The following is a 15,637-nucleotide window of genomic DNA, read 5'->3' on the forward strand; positions in this document are numbered from 1 at the left end:
TTTTTTATCTTGCACAGATGTCTCCCGGCGCTTTAAAGACAAACGTTTTGTCCAAACCAAGTTTATCAGGCATAAAAAGTTTACGTTTACGTTAAGGTTCAAATGGTGTATAATAGAAACAGATACGACAAGAGGGGGATTCACCTTGGAATGGATGAAGATTGATCAAGTTGCCAAGCGAAGCGGATTGACAAAACGAACCATTCGTTTTTACGAGGAGATTGGTTTGATTCCTGCTCCTAAACGGACAGAAGGCGGCGTCCGGCTTTACTCTGAAGATGATATGGAGGAGCTCGAAAAAGTAACCAGCACAAAAGAAGTGCTCGGTTTTTCCCTTCAGGAGCTTCAGCAGTTTATGGAGATGAGCCGTCAGCTGGAATTAAACAAAGAGGGGTACTTGTTGTCACTGGATCCGAAGGAACGGAAAGAAAAGCTGGAAGAGATTCAGCAGGCTTTGAACCACCAGCTTGAGATGATTGATGAGAAGATCAGCACATTTCAGCATTTTAAAACGCGCCTTAACGGAATGAAAGAAAAAGCTGACCGCGCCATTCAATCAATCGAATGATTTTGCTGTAAACGCTATGGATATAGCGTTTCTTTTAATGGATGAAACAGGAGGTTTGGTCAAATGGATACATCATCACAACAGAAAACAGGCTTATTCAGCCAGCCGAAAGCCGTTTGGGCGGTTGCGTTTGCCTGTGTGATTTCCTTTATGGGAATCGGTCTTGTCGATCCGATTCTTCCGGCGATCGCCGCACAATTACATGCTTCACCTAGTGAAGTATCTCTGCTATTTACAAGTTATTTGCTCGTTACCGGTTTTATGATGTTTTTCTCCGGCGCGATTTCAAGCCGGATCGGCGCAAAATGGACGCTGCTTCTCGGACTTATTTTTATCATCGTGTTTGCCGCTCTCGGCGGAAGCTCAAGTTCAATCGCTCAGCTTGTCGGCTATCGCGGCGGCTGGGGGCTTGGGAATGCTCTCTTTATTTCAACCGCGCTTGCCGTCATTGTCGGGGTATCTGTCGGCGGCAGCGCCAAAGCCATTATTTTGTATGAGGCTGCACTCGGCTTGGGGATTTCCGTCGGGCCGCTTGCAGGCGGAGAGCTTGGCAGCATTTCATGGCGCGCTCCGTTCTTCGGAGTGTCTGTCCTCATGTTCATAGCGCTTTGCGCGATTTCACTCATGCTGCCGAAGCTGCCGAAACCGGCAAAACGCGTCGGTGTGTTTGATGCGATGAAGGCGCTCAAATATAAAGGCCTTTTGACAATGGCAGTATCTGCATTCTTATACAACTTTGGATTTTTTATTTTGCTTGCTTATTCTCCGTTCGTGCTGGATTTAGATGAACACGGCCTTGGATACGTCTTCTTCGGCTGGGGGTTATTGCTGGCAATTACGTCAGTCTTTACGGCGCCGCTCGTGCACAAAGCGCTGGGAACAGTGGGTTCGCTCGTCGTTCTCTTTATCGCCTTTGCGGTCATTCTCATCGTCATGGGGATCTGGACTGACCATCAGACGTTGATCATTACGTGTATCGTTGTCGCCGGTGCTGTTCTCGGTATGGTGAATACGATCATGACAACCGCTGTAATGGGTTCTGCACCGGTTGAACGTTCAATCGCGTCTTCAGCCTACAGCTCAGTCCGTTTTATCGGCGGTGCGCTCGCTCCGTGGATTGCGGGAATGCTGTCAGAACACTTCACTGCAAGCACACCATATACAGTAGGCGGGATCGTCGTTTTTGTCGGCATGCTTGTCCTTCTCATGGGACGCAAACATCTCGCCGGAATAAAAGCCGGACATTAAGAAAAAAAGGAACTTCCGCACAGGCGGGAGTTCCTTTTTGTGTTTACAGCACTTTCGTCGTCCAAGATTCACAATTCCATGTTTCCGTCGCGATATCCATGTAGAACTCGGGTTCGTGGGAAATCAGCAGAATGGAGCCTTTGTATTCTTTCAGCGCGCGTTTCAGCTCTTCTTTCGCATCGACATCCAGGTGGTTTGTCGGTTCGTCAAGCACGAGCAGGTTTGTTTCTGAATTGATCAGCTTGCACAGTCTGACCTTCGCTTTTTCTCCTCCGCTGAGAACGGAGACGCGGCTTTCAATGTGTTTGGTCGTCAGGCCGCATTTGGCGAGGGCGGCGCGGATTTCGTACTGGGTAAAGGAAGGAAATTCGCTCCACACTTCTTCGATGCACGTATTGTTATTGGTTTCTTTCACTTCCTGCTCGAAATAGCCCGTGTATTGATGCTCGCCCCGTTCCACCGTGCCTTCCAGCGGCTGGATTTCACCGAGCAGGCTTTTTAACAGCGTCGTTTTCCCGATGCCGTTTGCGCCGTACAGGGCGACTTTCTGTCCGCGCTCCATTCTGAGATTGAGCGGGCGTGACAGCGGAGTATCGTAGCCGATGACTAAGTCCTTCGTTTCAAAAATGAGCTTGCCTGACGTTCTCGCAGGCTTGAAATGGAATTCCGGTTTCGGTTTTTCGGCCGCCAGTTCGATCATATCCATCTTATCAAGCTTTTTCTGGCGGGACATCGCCATATTTCTCGTGCTGACGCGCGCTTTGTTGCGGGCGACGAAATCTTTCAGCTCAGCCACTTCCTGCTGCTGTTTTTTATAGGCGGCTTCGAGCTGCTGTTTTTTCACTTCGTATACTTCCATGAATTGATGATAATCACCGACATAACGCGTCAGCTCCTGGTTTTCCACATGATAAATCAAATTGATCACGCTGTTTAAAAACGGAATGTCGTGAGAAATTAAGATGAACGCATTTTCATATTCCTGCAAATAGCGTTTCAGCCATTCAATATGCTGCTCATCAAGGTAGTTGGTCGGTTCGTCCAACAGAAGGATTTCCGGTTTTTCCAAAAGCAGTTTGGCGAGCAGCACTTTCGTCCGCTGTCCGCCGCTTAAATCAGTGACGTCACGGTCAAGGCCGACATCCTGCAGGCCGAGGCCGCGGGCGATTTCTTCAACTTTGCTGTCAATCACGTAGAAATCATTGTTTGTCAGGGCGTCTTGAATGACACCGACATCTTCAAGCAGCTGCTCAAGCTCATCAGGGTCCGCTTCGCCCATTTTGTTGTAAATCTCATTCATTTCCTCTTCCATTGCAAATAAGTAATGGAAGGCATCTTTCAGCACGTCGCGGATCGTTTTTCCTTTTTCAAGCACGGTATGCTGATCGAGGTAGCCGACGCGCACGTTTTTCGCCCATTCAACCTTACCCTCATCAGGCTCAAGTTTTCCGGTAATAATATTCATAAACGTTGATTTACCTTCGCCGTTTGCTCCGATTAAGCCGACGTGTTCCCCTTTTAAAAGACGGAACGATACATTGTTAAAAAGCGCACGGTCACCAAAGCCGTGGCTTAAATCTTTTACGGATAAAATACTCATCATTACACCTCTATCGTTATCAGACACGCTTTATTTATCATGTGTCTTTCTCATTTATGATTATAAAGGAGGAGACCGTTTGTTAAAAGGCTTGGAAGGAAAAAGAAAATTGCGTTTGGCGCGTGCATTTGAGATACTATGGAGTAGATTTTAAGAATTGAGGAGAACGACATGACCCAAACATGGCCATTTTTACAGCATACACAACCATTTATCGCCGAAAACTGGGAGGCCTCAGGTTTTCAGGAGCCGACCGTCATTCAGGAAAAAGCCGCTCAGGTGATCATGGAAGGGAAAGACGTCATCGCCGAATCCCCGACGGGAACGGGAAAAACATTGGCGTACACGCTTCCGGTTCTGGAGCGGATCAACCCGGAACAGAAACATCCGCAAGTGATCATTTTAGCGCCGTCCCGCGAGCTGGTGATGCAGATTTTCCAAGTGATTCAGGAGTGGAAAAAAGGCTCTGATCTTCGCGCTTTGTCTTTGATCGGCGGAGCAAACGTGAAAAAGCAGGTGGAAAAGCTCAAAAATAAACCGCATATCATTGCGGGCACACCGGGCAGGGTGCTCGAATTGATTCAGGCGAAAAAGCTGAAAATGCATGAAGTCAAGACGATCGTTCTTGATGAAGCGGATCAGCTCGTGACACAGGAACACCGCGAAACGATGAAAAAAATTATTAAAACGACGCTGAAAGACCGACAGCTTTTAAGCTTTTCCGCTACGCTGCAGCCGGAAACAGAACAGGTGCTGAATACCATCGCACACGAACCGGCCGTTTTGAAAGTGGAGCGGAATACGGCGGAAAAAGCGCGCGTCACGCATCAATATCTCGTCTGCGATCAGCGGGATAAAGTGAAGCTTTTGCAAAAGCTGTCACGGCTGAACGGCATGCAGGCGCTCGTGTTCGTCAGAGATATCGGAAATTTAAGCGTCTATGCGGAAAAACTCGCCTATCACCACGTGGATCTCGGCATTCTGCATGGAGAAGCGAAAAAAATGGAGCGGGCAAAGATATTATCAGCGTTTGAACGGGGAGAATTTCCGCTGCTTCTGGCGACTGACATTGCGGCGCGCGGACTCGATATCGATGATCTTCCGTACGTCATTCACGCGGACATACCGAATGAAGACGGATATATCCACAGATCCGGCCGGACGGGGCGGGCCGGTAAAGAAGGAACCGTACTCAGCCTTGTCACGCCGATGGAAGAATCCAAATTGAAAAAAATGGCCAAATCACTCGGAATTGAGCTGAAAGAGGCCGTTTATTCAGGCGGAAAATTATCTGAGAAATAAGAAACGGAGGGCGGGAAGCCCTTCTTTTTTTGTTGTAAAATAATAGAAAATGTTCAGGCGGGGGCGGGAAGATGGTTTCAATAGACAGATGTCAAATATTGAAGGAACCCGAGCTGAAAATACTTGAACACTGGTTTAAGAACGATAATATCAAACGGAGAATGGATGCAATGCTGCCATTAGACGCGTGGTATGCACGATTGAATAAAGATAAAGACGATACTGTCATTATGGCATATGACGGGGAGTGTCCGGCAGGCATGGCCTCTATAGAGTTTGTGGATGAGCGGGCGTATATCGGATTGATCGTCAATCCTTTATACCAGCTTCAAGGGTACGGAAAACAGATCTTGCAAAAACTGCTGACTGACCCTGGGTTTACCAGCGTGCGGGAATGGGCGGCAAGCATCGAAAAAGACAATCAAATCAGTTTAGCCTGCTTTCAAGCAGCGGGATTCACTTTGGAAGATACAGAGCCTGATGAAGACGGCTTTCTTACTTTGATTCTTCGCGGCTGATCCCAAATAAACAGAAAAGGAGGGGACAAAGCCCTCCTTTTTTTCATCATCATGTTAACTTAGATCACTGACTTTGATGATCTGTTTGCCTTTATTTTCTCCTTTAAACAGGCCGAGGAACGCGTCAGGAATATTGCTGAATCCTTCCGTAATCGTTTCTTCATAATGAAGCTTTCCGTCCTTGAGCCATTCGGCCAATTGTTTCGCGCCTTCAGAAAAGCGGTCAGCATAATCACTGACGATGAATCCCTGCATCAGTGCTTTTGTTTTGATCAGCTTCGGCTGGACGCGGGGGCCCATGTCTTCTTCTTCACTTTCGGTATTGTACGATGATATCGCTCCGCATACCGGAATGCGGGCGAATTCATTCAGCAGGTTTATCACCGCATCTGAAATCGGTCCGCCGACATTGTCAAAATAGACATCGACGCCGTCAGGACATGCCTGTTCCAGCGCTTTTTGAATATCATCCGCCGTTTTGTAATTAATGGCTTCATCAAATTGAAGCTCCTCTTTCAAATACGCGATTTTTTCATCAGATCCGGCGATGCCGACAACCCGCGCGCCTTTGATTTTGGCAATCTGTCCGACTGTTGAGCCGACGGCGCCTGCCGCGCCTGAAACGACGACGGTTTCACCTTTTTTCGGACGGCCGATATCGAGCAGCCCGAAGTAAGCGGTCAGTCCGGTCATCCCTAAAATGCCGAGATACGCCTGGGCGGGTGCGATATCCGTATCCAACTTGCGGAGGGCGGACTCATTGACGGCTGAATATTCCTGCCATGCGAGATTTCCGATCACAACATCTCCTTTTTTCAGCTTATCGCCGTCTGTCAGAACCTCGGCAATCACTCCGCCTGTTATGGCTTCATCTAAAGCGAACGGCTCTACATATGATTTTGTATCCTGCATCCGTCCGCGCATGTACGGATCAACGGACACATAACTCGTTTTCACAAGCACTTCGCCGTCTTTCGGTTCGGGTACGGCAATCGTTTCAAAGCGGAAATCGTCATGGGCGGGAACGCCTTTGGGGCGTCTTGCCAATTGAATTTGCTGCTGATTATTCGGCATACTGAATCCTCCTTCAAGATAAGTGGTTGTTCCAAATGTAACACGAACCATTTCCCGATTACAAAATCAAACCGTCAGCGGTCATAAAAAAAGAAGGGCCAGGGCCCTTCTTTCCTTATATGCATATTTAATAGAATAACCGGTACACATCGGTGTTTTTCTCATGTTCCAAATATTCATAGGCATTCGTTTTTGAAGAATGAAGCATGTCAGCGGTAACGACGGGCTGAAGCGCGGTCAGATAAGAACCCAGCCTATTTTCAATTTCTTTCGGCAGAACGGATTCGATATCACCGATATTGATAATGATAGAGAAAACGAAATCGATATTAATATGAAAAGTATCTTCAGCAAAGGCCGTAAGCTCTTTTATTCCATCCGGGCAGCGGGTATGCCGGCGGAATACCTGCTTCACTAAATCACTGACAACCCAAGCGTTAAATCGCTGTTCCGGTGAAAAGTAATGAATAGGAACCACCTCCCTGCTTAATCGGCTCATGAAGATTTTTATTTTTCTGATAAAAGTAGCTTTCCCTACTGTAACATGTCCCGCCAGAAAATATCCACCGACAACCTGCCCGTTTTTTCACGGAACTCTCTTTCTTTTGTTTGATCCTTGATTGAGCGGGTAAACATCCAATATACAAAAACAAAAGGGAGGACTTATCAATGAAACCGGTAGTAAGAGAATATACAAATGATCAAAAACTGATGCAGGACGTAAAAGAGCTTCAGCAGCTGGGTGTTGCAAAAGAGGACGTATATGTGCTTTCACATGATGACGACAGAACGGATCGCCTGGCCGATAATACTGATGTCAATACCATCGGAGCGAAAGAAACGGGCATTAAACACGCGGTCGGCAATATGTTTAATAAAAAAGGCGACGAGCTCCGCAACAAAATTCACGAAATCGGCTTTTCAGAAGAGGAAGCATCACAATTTGAAAAGCGCTTAGATGAAGGAAAAGTTCTTCTGTTTGTCACGGATAACGAAAAAGTGAAATCATGGGCGTAAGCTGAACAGATCCCAAGGGGGTTTCGGTCCCTTGGGATTTTTTTGCGGTTTCCGCAATAAAACCGAAAGGCACATTCTGTACATTTTCGGTGCTGTTTCTCAACTGATTTGATACAATTCAATTGTAATAAATTGGAATACGGAATCAGGAGGAGCACAATTCATGAAAAAAATGTTACTTATGCTGGCGATTTGTTTATGTATGATCCCTGCGGACGTCTATGCCGCTGATCTGGGACGGCAGACGTTAGGAACAAATGACGGCTGGGGAGCCGCTTCCGGCGGGACAACCGGCGGCGCGAAAGCCTCATCATCGAATGTATACACCGTATCAAACAGACAGCAGCTCGTTTCTGCATTAGGGGGAAGCGCCAACAGCACGCCGAAGATTATTTACATACAAGGCACAATCAATATGAATACGGACGACCGCAATAAAACGCTCGGCTTTAATGATTATAAAGATCCGGCATATGATCTCAATGCCTATCTCAAGGCGTACGACCCGGACAAATGGGGAAAAAAAGCGCCGTCAGGCACCCAGGAAGACGCCAGACAGCGATCGCAAAAAAACCAGAAGGCACGGGTCGTGGTTGACATTCCTTCAAATACGACGATCATCGGCTCGGGTTCAAATGCCAAAGTGACAGGCGGAAGTTTTAATATAAAGAACGGCGTCGACAATGTCATCATCCGCAACATTGAATTTCAAGACGCTTACGACTATTTTCCGCAATGGGACCCGACGGACGGCAGCAGCGGCAACTGGAACTCGGAATATGACAATATCACCATTAACGGCGCGACGCACATCTGGATCGATCATTGCACCTTTAATGACGGATCGAATCCCGACAGCGGTTTTCCCTACTATTACGGGAGAAAATATCAGCACCATGACGGCCAGACGGATATAGCCAACGGGGCGAATTATATTACATTGTCCTATAATAAATATCATGACCATGACAAAGGCTCCGTCATCGGAAACAGCGACAGCAAGACGTCGGATGAAGGAAAACTGAAGGTGACCATTCACCATAACTATTATCAGAACATCGTCCAGCGCGCACCGCGGGTCCGGTACGGGCAGGTTCATATTTATAATAATTTTTACGCAGGCTCGAAAAGCGCCGCATACCCGTTCAGCTATGCGTGGGGTGCGGGCCACGCGTCAAAAATGTATGCCCAGAATAATGTCTTTGAAGTGCCGGGACTGGCTGCTGATAAAGTCATCAGCGTCTTCAGCGGCGGAAAAGCGCTTCATGAAGACGGCACTCTTTTAAACGGCGCCTCCATTAACGCGTCAGCAGCCAACGGATTAAGTCAGTCCGTCGGCTGGACACCGTCATTGCACGGTTCCATCGGCTCATCATCAAATGTAAAATCAGATGTTATATCTAAAGCCGGGTCGGGCATATTAAAATAAGAAACAAGAAACACAAAGGAAAATATTCCTTTGTGTTTTTTAATTAACAAAAACGTTTATTAACTTAGTTAAGTAGTAAAATGGGATAGGGGATGGAAGACAACAAAATAGGAGGAGACCTGTAATGGCTTCAGAAAAAGACGCAAAAAAACAGCAGGCAGTAAAAATCATTCCTTTGCTTATTACTGTTGCTGTGGGATTAATCATTTGGTTTATTCCCGCGCCGTCCGGACTTGAACCTAAAGCATGGCATTTGTTCGCTATTTTTGTCGCAACAATTATCGGCTTTATCTCCAAGCCCTTGCCAATGGGCGCAATTGCAATTTTTGCATTGGCAGTCACCGCGTTAACGGGAACGCTATCTATTGAAAATACGTTAAGCGGATTTGGAAACAAGACAATCTGGCTGATTGTCATCGCCTTTTTTATTTCCCGGGGGTTCATCAAAACCGGGCTCGGCGCCAGGATTTCTTACGTATTCGTACAACGGTTCGGGAAGAAAACACTCGGCCTTTCTTATTCACTGCTTTTCAGTGATTTAATTTTATCACCTGCCATTCCGAGCAACACGGCACGGGCGGGCGGCATTATTTTTCCTATTATCAGATCATTATCCGAAACTTTCGGATCAACGCCGGCAGACGGAACAGAGCGGAAAATCGGCGCTTTCTTATTAAAAACCGGTTTTCAAGGAAACTTGATTACGTCTGCGATGTTTTTGACGGCAATGGCGGCGAACCCGCTGATCGCCAAGCTGGCCCACGATGTCGCAGGGGTGGACATCACATGGACAAGCTGGGCAATCGCGGCCATTGTACCGGGATTGGCGAGCTTAATCATTACGCCGCTCGTCATTTATAAGCTGTATCCGCCGGAAATTAAAGAAACACCGGATGCGGCTAAAATCGCAACGGAAAAATTGAAAGAAATGGGTCCGTTTAAAAAATCCGAACTCTCCATGGTCATCGTCTTTTTATTGGTGCTTGCGCTGTGGATTTTCGGAGGAAGCTTAAATATTGACGCAACGACGACGGCCCTGATCGGATTATCCGTTTTGCTTTTGTCACAGGTATTAACATGGGAGGACATCAAAAAAGAACAAGGTGCATGGGATACGCTGACTTGGTTCGCGGCGCTTGTGATGCTGGCGAATTTCCTGAATGAGCTCGGTATGGTGTCTTGGTTCAGCAATATGATGAAATCTTCTGTTTCCGGTTTTTCATGGATTGTGGCATTTATGATTCTGATTGTCGTGTATTATTACACGCATTACTTCTTTGCGAGCGCAACCGCGCATATCAGCGCCATGTATGCGGCATTTCTCGCCGTCATCGTGGCGGCAGGCGCTCCGCCGCTGTTGGCGGCGCTCAGCCTGGCGTTTTTCAGCAACCTTTTCGGTTCTACGACGCATTACGGCTCGGGAGCGGCTCCGGTCTTTTTCGGAGCGGGTTATATATCGCAAAGCAAATGGTGGTCCATCGGCTTTATCCTGTCAATCGTCCATATTGTGACATGGCTTGTGATCGGCGGATTATGGTGGAAAGTATTAGGATTATGGTAGAAGAAAAAGGCAGACTCCGGTCTGCCTTTTTTTATTTCTGTAGGGAATGGGAAGGGCCTGCACATGATGACTCCAGTGCGAATAGAATATTGCCGGGGTGATAATATGAGCAGCGGCCGTAATCAATACATGATATTGAAACAGAAACCTTACAAATATATGAGCAGACATATGAAACGCCGGTATGAACAATTACCATGTGAACTTGAAAGACCGGAAACAGGGGCGGAAAAACGGTTTCCGTCTTCAGATGAAAATCGATCTGCCTTGTGCGTACCCGGGCTGCGAGGTCCCGAAGGCAAAAGAGGACCCGCCGGCTCCCGCGGTCCGCAAGGGGAGGCCGGTCCGCCCGGTCCCCCGGGGCCTGAGGGGCCGCCGGGAGCGGTTCCTGCGGTAGCTTTTCAAAATACAGCAGACCAGATGATGATTCCGTTAGAAGGAACACCGATAAACGTGTTAAGCACAGTGATAGCCGCGCCGACAGATCAATTGGTGAAAACGGATGCCGTCATACAAGTAAATGTGGAATTAGACCCGCTCGCGTCGCATTTCTCATTGGTCTTAGCTGTCGATCTGCAAAGAAATGGCGTATCGATACAAACACAGAGACAAGAGCGGAACCTCTTTTCTTCAGGCGGACAAATCATAGGAATTCCTTTTACGTACATCGACGAAATGAAGGCGGATGAAACAGCCGCGTACCAGCTCTATTTATCCGTCCTTTCTTCGAATCTCGTAACACAAGTCGCAGCGGCAAACCGCTCCCTCATTGCGACGGGATTCCCCATTCAAGGACCGGACTAAGGTGATGAATAGAAATCACCTTTTTTATTTAGGTTGTCAAAACACAGCCCGTATTAATATGCTGTCTTAATAGGTAAGACGGTCAACAACGGGAAGGAGAGGGAAAAAGATTGAATGAATAATCCGATTATAAACGGGAGCTTTGAAACCGGTACATTAGCGGGGTGGAGTTCGGCCAATACCCAGATTAACAGTTTGTTTGCACATTCAGGGAGATATTCCGCGCAATTTATTGGAGCTCAGCCATATGCTTACCTCAGTCAAATCGTTCCCATTTCAGCCAAGTCACTGACTCTATTCGTATCACTCGCAACGCTCGGAAATGAGCCAAGTCCCCAAGTAACTCTCCAGATCATCTATGTCAGCGCAGCAGGTGAACAAATCAGTTCCATTCAAGAAAATATTACACCCGGAAATTTGCCGAACGTGCTCTTTCACACATGGTCTGAAATCTATAAAACAAGCAGTGTGCCTTCTGGCGCGGCCTCTGCCGTCATTGTATTAAGTAAAGTTTCTTCCGGCACGGTTTTAATAGACGATGTTTCATTGGCGCAAACCGGGGGTGAACCTGGCGTAACAGGAATTACAGGTCCCACAGGAGTGACGGGCCCCACAGGAGTGACCGGAGCAAGAGGAGCGACCGGAGTAACTGGTGTAACGGGAGCAACTGGTTCAACCGGGGCAAGAGGAGCGACTGGGTCAACGGGTGCACCCGGGGTTACAGGCCCAACTGGCGCAACAGGTTCAACCGGGGCAACAGGAGGAACTGGGGTAGCAGGTTCAACCGGAGAAACGGGGTTAACCGGAGCCACTGGAGTAACAGGATCAACAGGAGCGACCGGTTCAACTGGAGCAACAGGCCCAACCGGCTCGACCGGTCCAACTGGAGTTACTGGTGCAGCAGGCTCAACTGGGCCCACGGGAGAGATCGGTCCAACCGGAGCCACCGGCTCAACGGGAGTAACAGGAGCGACTGGGATAACTGGTGCAACAGGAGTAACAGGAGTAACAGGCATAACTGGTGTAACAGGATCGACTGGCTCAGCTGGTGCAACCGGCCCGACTGGAGTAGCGGGTCCAACTGGAGTAGTGGGTCCAACTGGAGTAACCGGGTCGACGGGAGTAACAGGCTCAACCGGGCCAACGGGAGAAATCGGTCCAACCGGAGTAACAGGAGAAACGGGATCAACAGGAGAAATTGGAGCGACCGGTGTAACTGGGGCAACAGGAACAACCGGAGTAACCGGCTCGACCGGCTCAACTGGTGCGACGGGATTAACTGGAGAAACCGGTGCAACAGGAACAACAGGAGCAACAGGAGAGACCGGAGTAACAGGGGCAACAGGAGAAACGGGATCGACCGGAGTAACAGGGGCAACAGGAGTTACTGGCCCGACTGGGGTCACGGGTGTAACCGGCCCAACCGGCCCAACCGGCCCAACCGGCTCAACCGGAGCAACGGGAGTAACAGGAGCCACCGGCTCAACGGGTGCAATTGGATCGACAGGAGCGACTGGGGTAACTGGTTCAACCGGAGAAACCGGTCCAACCGGAGCGACTGGAGTAACAGGCCCAACCGGCGCAATAGGAGAGACCGGTGTAACAGGAATAACCGGCGCAACGGGATCGACAGGAGAAACCGGATCAACCGGGTCAACTGGGGAGACTGGTCCAACAGGAGAAACAGGAGCAACTGGCTCAACGGGAGAAACGGGTCCAACTGGAGTGACTGGGGCAACGGGGATAACGGGAGCCACAGGGGCTACTGGCCCGATCGGCCCAACCGGAGCGACAGGAATAACAGGTCCGACCGGGGAGACAGGAGTGACTGGTGTAACGGGGACAACCGGGGTAACAGGTTCAACCGGAGCAACGGGATCAACGGGAGTGACTGGGGCAACGGGGATAACAGGAGCAACAGGCGCAACAGGAACAACAGGACCAACAGGCGCAACCGGAGAAACGGGTGCAATCGGCCCAACCGGATCGACAGGAGAAACGGGGTCAACTGGGGAGACTGGTCCAACAGGAGAAACAGGAGCAACTGGCTCAACGGGAGAAACGGGTCCGACTGGTGTAACCGGATCAACAGGAGAAACGGGGTCAACTGGAGTGACTGGGGCAACGGGGATAACGGGAGCCACAGGGGCTACTGGCCCGATCGGCCCAACAGGAGCGACCGGGGAGACAGGAGCGACTGGTGTAACGGGGACAACCGGGGTAACAGGTTCAACCGGAGAAACGGGGTTGACTGGACCAACGGGGTTCACCGGAGAAACAGGAGCGACCGGTTCAACTGGAGAAATCGGGCCAACTGGCTCAACCGGCTCAACTGGCGCAGCAGGCCCAACCGGCGCAACGGGATCGACCGGTTCAACAGGCCCAACCGGAGTAACTGGTGCAACAGGATCAACAGGAGTGACTGGCCCGACTGGGGTCACGGGCTCAACTGGTGTAACCGGATCAACAGGATCGACAGGAGAAACGGGTTCAACGGGAGAAACCGGGGCGACCGGTGTAACTGGGCCAACAGGAGCCACCGGCCCAACGGGTGCAATGGGATCGACAGGAGCGACTGGGGTAACGGGTGTAACAGGATCAACCGGAGAAACTGGAGCGACGGGAGAAACCGGCTCGACTGGTGCTACAGGCCCAACTGGTTCAACGGGAGAAACCGGGGCGACTGGAGCGACTGGCTCAACGGGTCCAACAGGAGAAACCGGGGCGACGGGTGCATCCGGTTCAACCGGAGCAACAGGAATAACAGGAATAACAGGCCCAACCGGCTTGACTGGTGTAACTGGAGCAACAGGGGCAACCGGAGCAACGGGAGTAACTGGAGCAACAGGATCAACAGGAGAAACGGGTTCAACGGGAGTGACTGGGGCAATCGGCCCAGAAGGACCAACAGGAGAAACCGGCGCAACGGGGGCAATCGGCCCAACAGGAGGAACTGGGTCAACCGGGTCAACCGGGGTAACTGGAGAAATCGGCCCAACGGGAGAAACCGGCGCAACCGGTGTAACTGGAGAAATCGGCCCAACGGGAGAGACCGGTCCAACCGGAGCAACAGGTTCAATCGGAGCAACCGGCCCAACTGGGGCAACAGGAGTAACCGGAGCAACGGGAGAAACTGGTCCAACCGGTCCAACTGGAGTAATTGGCGCAACCGGAGAAACTGGCTCGACCGGGGAAACCGGCCCAGCAGGAGTAACGGGTCCAACTGGTGTAACGGGTCCAACTGGTGTAACGGGATCAACAGGTGTAACAGGAGAAACCGGAGCAACGGGAGTAACTGGAGCAACGGGAGTAACTGGAGCAACAGGATCAACAGGAGAAACGGGTTCAACGGGAGTGACTGGGGCAATCGGCCCAGAAGGACCAACAGGAGAAACCGGCGCAACGGGTGCAATGGGATCGACAGGAGCGACTGGGGTAACGGGTGTAACAGGATCAACCGGAGAAACGGGTTCAACTGGAGTAACCGGGGCGACGGGAGTAACCGGAGAAACCGGTGCAACAGGAACAACAGGAGCAACAGGAGAGACCGGAGTAACAGGGGCAACAGGAGTTACTGGCCCGACTGGGGTCACGGGCTCAACTGGTGTAACTGGCGCAACCGGAGAAACTGGCTCGACCGGGGATACCGGAGTGACTGGAGCAACGGGGATAACAGGAGCAACAGGAATAACCGGAACTACGGGCTCAACCGGCCCAACAGGAGCAACCGGGTCAACAGGAACAACCGGCGCAACGGGCGCCACTGGCATAACCGGAGCAACTGGGGTAGCAGGTTCAACCGGCTCAACCGGCCCAACTGGTATAACCGGAGTAACAGGGGCAACAGGAGTTACTGGCCCGACTGGGGTCACGGGCTCAACTGGTGTAACTGGTTCTACCGGAGAAACCGGCTCAACTGGTGTAACTGGTTCAACAGGAGAAACTGGAGCGACGGGAGTAACAGGGGCGACTGGAGCAACAGGATCGACAGGAGAAACTGGAGCAACCGGCCCAACTGGGGTAACGGGGATAACAGGCGCAACGGGTTCAACCGGAGTAACAGGAACAACCGGCTCGACTGGTGTAACCGGTTCAACGGGAGAAACAGGCGCAACCGGTGTAACTGGCCCAACAGGAGTAACTGGTGTAACAGGAGTAACTGGTGTAACCGGTGCAACTGGAGAAATTGGCCTAACCGGCGCATCAGGGCCAACAGGTGTAACGGGTCCAACCGGAGAAACCGGCCCAACTGGAGTAACAGGTTCAACGGGAGAAACGGGTCCAACAGGAGTAACAGGGGTGACGGGAGAAACAGGCGCAACCGGAATCACGGGTCCAACAGGCCCAACCGGTCCAACTGGAGTTACTGGCGAAACCGGAGAAACTGGCTCGACCGGGGAAACCGGAGCTACTGGAGAAACCGGCCCAGCAGGAGTAACGGGACCAACCGGCTCGACTGGAGCAACAGGGCCGACTGGAGCAACAGGGCCGACTGGAGCAACAGGGCCGACTGGAG

General features: G+C 50.4%; 12 protein-coding genes and 1 pseudogene. 9 read left to right on the forward strand and 4 right to left on the reverse strand.

Features of this window, described 5'->3' with window-relative positions:
- Window positions 1-145: 145 nt before the first annotated feature.
- Together K3G25_RS16240 and K3G25_RS16245 are read left to right on the forward strand one after the other, a co-directional pair.
- On the forward strand, window positions 146-568 hold the full coding sequence (locus tag K3G25_RS16240; RefSeq protein WP_012117050.1) for a MerR family transcriptional regulator: 423 nt from the start codon (window positions 146-148) through the stop codon (window positions 566-568).
- A 63-nt stretch (window positions 569-631) separates the two neighbouring features.
- Window positions 632-1,816 (forward strand): MFS transporter, encoded by a 1,185-nt coding sequence (locus tag K3G25_RS16245; RefSeq protein ID WP_007408959.1) that lies wholly within the window; start codon window positions 632-634, stop codon window positions 1,814-1,816.
- 43 nt (window positions 1,817-1,859) lie between these two features.
- Here K3G25_RS16245 and K3G25_RS16250 read toward each other — a convergent pair whose 3' ends face one another.
- The gene (locus K3G25_RS16250) at window positions 1,860-3,416 is read right to left on the reverse strand and encodes an ABC-F family ATP-binding cassette domain-containing protein (RefSeq protein ID WP_012117051.1); all 1,557 of its coding nucleotides are present in this window, start codon (window positions 3,414-3,416) and stop codon (window positions 1,860-1,862) included.
- Window positions 3,417-3,587: 171 nt separating this feature from the next.
- On the opposite strand from K3G25_RS16250, the gene K3G25_RS16255 reads away from it, so the two are divergent.
- Together K3G25_RS16255 and K3G25_RS16260 are read left to right on the forward strand one after the other, a co-directional pair.
- Window positions 3,588-4,718, forward strand: coding sequence for a DEAD/DEAH box helicase (locus K3G25_RS16255; protein ID WP_021495144.1), 1,131 nt, complete (start codon window positions 3,588-3,590; stop codon window positions 4,716-4,718).
- A gap of 71 nt (window positions 4,719-4,789) precedes the next feature.
- A complete protein-coding gene (locus K3G25_RS16260) occupies window positions 4,790-5,236 on the forward strand; it encodes a GNAT family N-acetyltransferase (protein ID WP_029973713.1) in 447 nt (148 codons plus the stop codon).
- 54 nt (window positions 5,237-5,290) lie between these two features.
- On the opposite strand, the gene K3G25_RS16265 is transcribed toward K3G25_RS16260, so the two are convergent.
- Together K3G25_RS16265 and K3G25_RS16270 are read right to left on the reverse strand one after the other, a co-directional pair.
- Window positions 5,291-6,310 carry an NADP-dependent oxidoreductase gene (locus K3G25_RS16265; protein WP_021495142.1) on the reverse strand — a complete coding sequence of 340 codons (1,020 nt, stop codon included), beginning with the start codon at window positions 6,308-6,310 and terminating at the stop codon, window positions 5,291-5,293.
- Between the two features lie 127 nt (window positions 6,311-6,437).
- The gene (locus K3G25_RS16270; RefSeq protein ID WP_007610002.1) at window positions 6,438-6,788 is read right to left on the reverse strand and encodes a DUF3212 family protein; all 351 of its coding nucleotides are present in this window, start codon (window positions 6,786-6,788) and stop codon (window positions 6,438-6,440) included.
- A gap of 191 nt (window positions 6,789-6,979) precedes the next feature.
- Between K3G25_RS16270 and K3G25_RS16275 the strand changes: the two genes are divergently transcribed.
- The 5 genes and pseudogenes from K3G25_RS16275 to K3G25_RS16295 all read left to right on the forward strand — a co-directional run.
- Window positions 6,980-7,327, forward strand: coding sequence for a YflT domain-containing protein (locus K3G25_RS16275; RefSeq protein ID WP_003155650.1), 348 nt, complete (start codon window positions 6,980-6,982; stop codon window positions 7,325-7,327).
- Window positions 7,328-7,490: 163 nt separating this feature from the next.
- Window positions 7,491-8,756: a pectate lyase gene (locus tag K3G25_RS16280; RefSeq protein ID WP_053285232.1), complete on the forward strand. Its 1,266-nt coding sequence runs from the start codon at window positions 7,491-7,493 to the stop codon at window positions 8,754-8,756.
- A gap of 124 nt (window positions 8,757-8,880) precedes the next feature.
- On the forward strand, window positions 8,881-10,317 hold the full coding sequence (locus K3G25_RS16285; protein ID WP_007408966.1) for an anion permease: 1,437 nt from the start codon (window positions 8,881-8,883) through the stop codon (window positions 10,315-10,317).
- A 105-nt stretch (window positions 10,318-10,422) separates the two neighbouring features.
- Window positions 10,423-11,121 (forward strand): hypothetical protein, encoded by a 699-nt coding sequence (locus tag K3G25_RS16290; RefSeq protein WP_029973709.1) that lies wholly within the window; start codon window positions 10,423-10,425, stop codon window positions 11,119-11,121.
- A 114-nt stretch (window positions 11,122-11,235) separates the two neighbouring features.
- A pseudogene (locus tag K3G25_RS16295) lies at window positions 11,236-11,616 on the forward strand (NTTRR-F1 domain); the annotation flags it as partial.
- Here the strand turns inward: K3G25_RS16295 and K3G25_RS16300 are convergent.
- On the reverse strand, window positions 11,574-14,891 hold the full coding sequence (locus K3G25_RS16300; protein ID WP_269770612.1) for a DUF4573 domain-containing protein: 3,318 nt from the start codon (window positions 14,889-14,891) through the stop codon (window positions 11,574-11,576). The pseudogene K3G25_RS16295 and the gene K3G25_RS16300 overlap by 43 nt on opposite strands.
- Between the last annotated feature and the right edge of the window lie 746 nt (window positions 14,892-15,637).

The sequence above is a fragment of the Bacillus sp. FCW2 genome, from assembly GCF_021228595.1.
GTDB lineage: Bacteria > Bacillota > Bacilli > Bacillales > Bacillaceae > Bacillus > Bacillus velezensis.

What these genes read in the sequence shown, in the direction of transcription:
- K3G25_RS16275 (WP_003155650.1), top strand. Translation starts at nt 6,980, where the DNA reads ATGAAACCGGTAGTAAGAGAATATACAAATGATCAAAAACTGATGCAG.
- K3G25_RS16245 (WP_007408959.1), top strand. Translation starts at nt 632, where the DNA reads ATGGATACATCATCACAACAGAAAACAGGCTTATTCAGCCAGCCGAAA.
- K3G25_RS16265 (WP_021495142.1), bottom strand. Translation starts at nt 6,310, where the DNA reads ATGCCGAATAATCAGCAGCAAATTCAATTGGCAAGACGCCCCAAAGGC.
- K3G25_RS16285 (WP_007408966.1), top strand. Translation starts at nt 8,881, where the DNA reads ATGGCTTCAGAAAAAGACGCAAAAAAACAGCAGGCAGTAAAAATCATT.
- K3G25_RS16280 (WP_053285232.1), top strand. Translation starts at nt 7,491, where the DNA reads ATGAAAAAAATGTTACTTATGCTGGCGATTTGTTTATGTATGATCCCT.
- K3G25_RS16300 (WP_269770612.1), bottom strand. Translation starts at nt 14,891, where the DNA reads ATGCCAGTGGCGCCCGTTGCGCCGGTTGTTCCTGTTGACCCGGTTGCT.
- K3G25_RS16250 (WP_012117051.1), bottom strand. Translation starts at nt 3,416, where the DNA reads ATGAGTATTTTATCCGTAAAAGATTTAAGCCACGGCTTTGGTGACCGT.
- K3G25_RS16290 (WP_029973709.1), top strand. Translation starts at nt 10,423, where the DNA reads ATGAGCAGCGGCCGTAATCAATACATGATATTGAAACAGAAACCTTAC.
- K3G25_RS16255 (WP_021495144.1), top strand. Translation starts at nt 3,588, where the DNA reads ATGACCCAAACATGGCCATTTTTACAGCATACACAACCATTTATCGCC.
- K3G25_RS16260 (WP_029973713.1), top strand. Translation starts at nt 4,790, where the DNA reads ATGGTTTCAATAGACAGATGTCAAATATTGAAGGAACCCGAGCTGAAA.